Origin of the sequence: Lutibacter sp. (assembly GCF_040883305.1) — a bacterium.
In the GTDB taxonomy this organism is placed as follows: Bacteria; Bacteroidota; Bacteroidia; order Flavobacteriales; family Flavobacteriaceae; genus Lutibacter.
Window position 1 is genome coordinate 1 of record NZ_JBFLKT010000128.1, and the last position, 5,318, is coordinate 5,318.

General features: G+C 30.5%; 4 protein-coding genes. 3 read left to right on the top strand and 1 reads right to left on the bottom strand.

Annotation, left to right across the window (positions count from 1 at the left end; translation table 11 throughout):
• Nucleotides 1-892, bottom strand: an 892-nt coding sequence (gene ftcD, locus AB1Z17_RS03965; protein ID WP_368050497.1) for a glutamate formimidoyltransferase, incomplete at its 3' end; no start/stop codon positions are given.
• Nucleotides 893-1,061: 169 nt separating this feature from the next.
• On the opposite strand from ftcD, the gene AB1Z17_RS03970 reads away from it, so the two are divergent.
• From AB1Z17_RS03970 to AB1Z17_RS03980, 3 genes are all read left to right on the top strand, one after another.
• The gene (locus AB1Z17_RS03970) at nt 1,062-1,898 is read left to right on the top strand and encodes a peptidylprolyl isomerase (protein ID WP_368050498.1); all 837 of its coding nucleotides are present in this window, start codon (nt 1,062-1,064) and stop codon (nt 1,896-1,898) included.
• 50 nt (nt 1,899-1,948) lie between these two features.
• Nucleotides 1,949-3,016: an NAD-dependent epimerase/dehydratase family protein gene (locus tag AB1Z17_RS03975; protein ID WP_368050499.1), complete on the top strand. Its 1,068-nt coding sequence runs from the start codon at nt 1,949-1,951 to the stop codon at nt 3,014-3,016.
• Between the two features lie 86 nt (nt 3,017-3,102).
• Nucleotides 3,103-5,318: prolyl oligopeptidase family serine peptidase (locus AB1Z17_RS03980; protein WP_368050500.1), on the top strand; the 2,216-nt coding region annotated here is incomplete at its 3' end.

Sequence of the window (5,318 nt, forward strand, 5' to 3'; positions counted from 1 at the left end):
AAGGAATTAATCCAATTAATTCCGAGCCTGTTACTCTTAAACCTCTTTTGGTTGCAGACTTTACAGTTTCATCAAAAGCTACGTGCATAGATGTAATGCTTATATTTGTTAAGTTGTACGAAATTTGTGCAATTCCGTATTCTTCAATATACCAACCCATTCCTTTTACAGCTTTTAATTTTCCAGGAATACGAACGGGCTCTCCATTTTTGTCTAATACTTTTTTTCCAGTAATACCATTTTCATATTTAACACGTCCAGCTTCACGAATATCAAACGCAATAGCATTTGCTCTTCTTGTTGAAGTTGTATTTAAATTTACGTTATAGGCGATTAAAAAATCACGTGCAGAAATTGCCGTAGCACCACTTTTTGCAATAGCAGTATTAAATTCGGCTGGTCCAAAATCTGGTTTCCATTCAGGATTTCCTAATTTTTCTTTTAAGCCTTCATACTCACCAGAACGACAACTTGCTAAATTTTTTCTTTTTTCTTGTTTCGCAGCATTTTCATAAAAATAACCTGGAATTCCAAGTTCTTTTCCTACTCTTTCACCTAATTTATGAGCAAAAACAGCAGTTTCTTCTAGCGTAATTCCTGAAATTGGAACTAACGGACAAACATCTGTAGCTCCAAAACGAGGATGTTCACCAGAATGTTTACTCATATCAATTAATTCAGCAGCTTTTTTAATCAATAAAAATGCCGCTTCTATCACATTTTTAGGTTCACCTACAAAGGTGATTACCGTTCTGTTTGTGGCCTTTCCAGGATCTATATCTAATAATTTAACTCCTTCAACAGTTTCAACTACAGAAGCAATTGCATTTATTTTTACAGTATCTCTTCCTTCGCTAATATTTGGTACGCATTCTATTAATTGTTTGTTCATATTTTACATATTTTAGTACTTCAAATTTAAGCAGTTATTTTGATAAAATTTGGTATTATTACAAAATAAATACTGCATATATGAACCATTTATTGTAATTAATTCTATTTTTGTTTTTATTAATTTTGTTTTATCCATAGTTGGGCATAACTAACCTAAAAAACAACATATGAATTCTCTTTTTAAATTTACTTTTTTTTCATTTCTTATTATATCTTTTTTAAGTTGTACAGAGCAAGAAAAACCATTAAATCCTCAAAAAGAAAATCGTAAAAAAATTGAAATGATAACTAATTACGGTACTATGATTATCGAATTGTACAATGAAACTCCTTTACATAGAGATAATTTTTTAAACCTTGCAAATAATAAAGCTTATGATAGTCTCCTTTTTCATAGAGTTATAAATAAATTTATGATTCAGGGTGGTGATCCAGATAGCAGAAATGCACAAATAAATGACACACTTGGAAATGGAGATGCTCCATATATGGTAAAAGCTGAATTTAATAATGCGTTATTTCATAAAAGAGGAGCTCTTGCTGCCGCTCGTGACAACAACCCCGAAAAGGCATCAAGTGCGATGCAATTCTACATAGTACAGGGAATAATTTGTAATGATAGTATATTAGATGTTGCAGAAAAATTTACAAATAGAAATAAAGCTCGAGAATTTTATAAAAGTGACTTTGAAAAAAAACCACTATTAGATTCTATTGAAAATGCCATGGATGGCAGAAATTTCGAACATTATAACGTCCTAATGGATAGTATTTTAAACTTAGCACTAAAAGAAGAAAATTATAAACCTTATGTTATGCCAAAAGAGTACCGAACGGTTTATAAATCTATTGGTGGTTATCCAAAATTAGATCAAAACTATACTGTTTTTGGTGAAGTTATAAAAGGTATTGCAGTATTAGATTCTATTGCAAACGTTAAAACAGACGATTTTGACAGACCTATAAATAATGTGAGAATACAAGCAATTAAATTATTGAAATAGTAATTCATTAAAAATAGAAAAACAACAAGCTGTAAAAAAACAAATAACAAATGAATACAAAAAAGAAAGTATTAATAACCGGAATGGCTGGTTTTATTGGTCATCATTTGGCAAAATTATTACTTAAAAACAACTATACAGTTGTTGGTTTAGATAATATTAATGATTATTACGATGTAAATTTAAAGTTAGCCCGTTTAACAGATTTAGGTTTTAATACTTCTGAGATTTCTTATAATAAGCTATTAATAAATGATGCTACTTCATTTATCAAATTAGATTTAACGGATTTAGAAAATGTAAAACAACTATTTAAAAAACAACAATTTGATTACGTTGTTAATTTAGCGGCACAAGCTGGTGTACGATATTCTTTAGAAAATCCGCATTCTTATGTGGATAGCAATATAACTGGATTTTTAAACATTTTAGAAAGTTGTAGAGCGTACCCAGTGGAACACTTGGTTTTTGCTTCTTCAAGTTCTGTTTATGGTTTAAGTGAAGACATTCCTTTTCAAGAAGATAATTGTACTGATCATCCATTGGCAATGTATGCTGCTAGTAAAAAAGCAAATGAAATGATGGCGCATTCGTATGCAAATTTATTTAATATTCCTGCTACGGGCTTGCGATTTTTTACAGTATATGGCCCTTGGGGAAGACCAGATATGGCATTGCATATTTTCACAAAAGCTATGGTTGAAGACAAAGAATTTGAAGTTTTTAACAATGGCGATATGAGTAGAGATTTTACCTATGTTGGCGATATTGTAGAAAGTATAAAACGTCTACTACCATTAGCACCAAAAGAAAACAACCCTGCTTTTAATCCTAAAAAACCTACGTCTTCAAAAAGCACAAAGGCATATCAAATTTTTAATATAGGAAATAACAGTCCCGTTGCTTTGATGGATTATATAAAAGCACTTGAAAAAGTATTGAATAAAAAAGGTAAAATAGTTTTTAAACCAATGCAACCTGGCGATGTAAAATCTACATATGCAAATGTTGAAAGCTTATTTAATTATATAGATTTTAAACCAGAAACTAATATAGTAGATGGTGTAAAAGCATTTGTTAAAAAATATTTGGAACTGGAGAAACTTAAAAATAATTAAAAGGTTTGAAAGTGAAAAACACATTATTTATGTTTAATTAATACAAGATACCTGATACACAATACCAGATACTAAACAAAACACTCATGAAAAAAACATTTTTAGCTACAGCAACCATAATACTACTTTTTTTAGCTACCATTCAACTTAAAGCTCAGGAAAAAGACCAAGAAAAAGACAAGACACGTTGGACTCCAGAAGATATTGTAAATACCGAATCTATGCGTTCTGTATCCATTTCTCCTGATGGAACTATGGTGGTTTGGACTAAGAACAAAACGGTAAAAAAAACAGATAAATTTGTTTCAGATATTTATTTAACACGGTTAGATATCCCTGAAAAAGATACCTTTAAAACAATTCAACTCACAAATGCAGATGAAAATGACCATAGTCCTATGTTTTCTAAAGATGGTGAATTTGTTTATTTTTTATCATCACGAGATAAAGGAAAAAAATTATGGAAATTAAGTATTTATGGTGGTGAGCCTAAAGAAGTTAAAGAGTTTAAAAATGGTATTTCTAGTTTAGCTTGGCAAAATAAAAATACCTTACTTTTTAAATCTAATGAAGGAGAAACATTGCATGAAAGTAAATTAAAAGAAAAAAAAGATGATGTTATTGTTGTTGAAGACTCATTACATTGGAAACCTTCAAGAGTGTATGGGTACGATATTAAAGAGAAATCAATAAAACGTATTACAAATAACAAAAAACCTTTAGGAAGTTACACCGTTTCACCTGATGGAAAATGGTTAATTTACAGCATTAGCAGAAGTAGAAGTTACGCTTCTGATGCCCAGAAAGATCCTTTTTATTTTCTTCAGAATTTAGAAACTAACCAAGTTACTCAAATTATAAAAGAATTGGAATTCCCTTCTAATGATTTTAATTTTAGTAAGGACAATAAAGGATTTTATTTTGTCTCCTCACACGCTTCAGATCCTCAATGGAACGGTGCCGGTATTTCAGAATTGTATTATTTTACCTTAGAAACAAATACGTATAAAAAAGTAGATTTAAAATGGGATTTAGGCATTGGTCGTGGTTATAATGTTGTTGGAAATGATGTAATTGTAACCTTAGCTAATAAAGCGTATTACAAATTAGCATATTATAAAAAAAGTGAAAATTCTTGGTCAAAAAAATCAATTGATTTAGGTAAAAAAGACAATCATACTACTTTATTAAGTGTTTCTAAAAACGGTTCAAAAGTTGTGTACCAATATTCTACCGCTTCAAAATTACCAAAATTTTATGTTGCAGATATTTCAAAAAATAAATTTATTAATGAAAAAGAAGTGGTTTCATTAAACAAAAATTTAGCTAAAAAGCCTATAACAAAAAGTGAAGTATTGGTTTGGAAAGGTTTTAATAATGAAGAAGTTACAGGTATTTTATACTATCCGGAGAATTATGAAGCTGGCAAACGTTATCCGTTAATTTTATCAATTCACGGTGGACCTTCTGGCGTAGATACCGATACTTGGAGCGAACGTTGGAGCACTTATCCAAATATTTTAGCACAACGTGGTGCTTTTGTGTTAAAACCTAATTACCACGGATCATCAAACCACGGACTTTCTTTTGTGGAAAGTATTAAAGGAAATTATTACGAACCAGAATTAGAAGATATCACCAAAGCAATAGATTTGTTAGAAGAAAAAGGAATGATTGATACAAATCAATTAGGTACGATGGGTTGGTCTAATGGAGCGATTTTAACTACAATGTTAACGGTTCGTTATCCCGATATGTTCAAATTTGCGGCTCCAGGAGCTGGTGATGTTAACTGGACATCCGATTATGGAACGTGTAGATTTGGAGTTAGTTTTGACCAATCGTATTTTGGTGGTGCTCCTTGGGATGATTTAAATGGAAAGTTTTACAACGAAAATTACATTATAAAATCGCCACTTTTTGAAATTGAAAAAATTAAAACACCAACAATTATTTTTCACGGAAGCGAAGACAGAGCAGTTCCTAGAGATCAAGGCTGGGAATATTATAGAGGTTTACAACAAGTAAATAAAGCTCCTGTGCGTTTTTTATGGTTTCCTGGACAACCTCACGGTTTAGGAAAAATCAGCCATCAATTACGTAAAATGAATGAAGAATTGGCTTGGATTGATACTTATTTATTCAATAAACCTTCAACTAAAAATGAAGCGTTAAAAGAGGAAAGCCCATTAGCTAATTTATTAAAAATTGACAAAGTTAAAGTAACTGAAAATGGTAATTTTGGTGAACTTCATACTACCAATTTAATTCCTGAAACAGTTCTTGTTAAAAAAGATTCTAT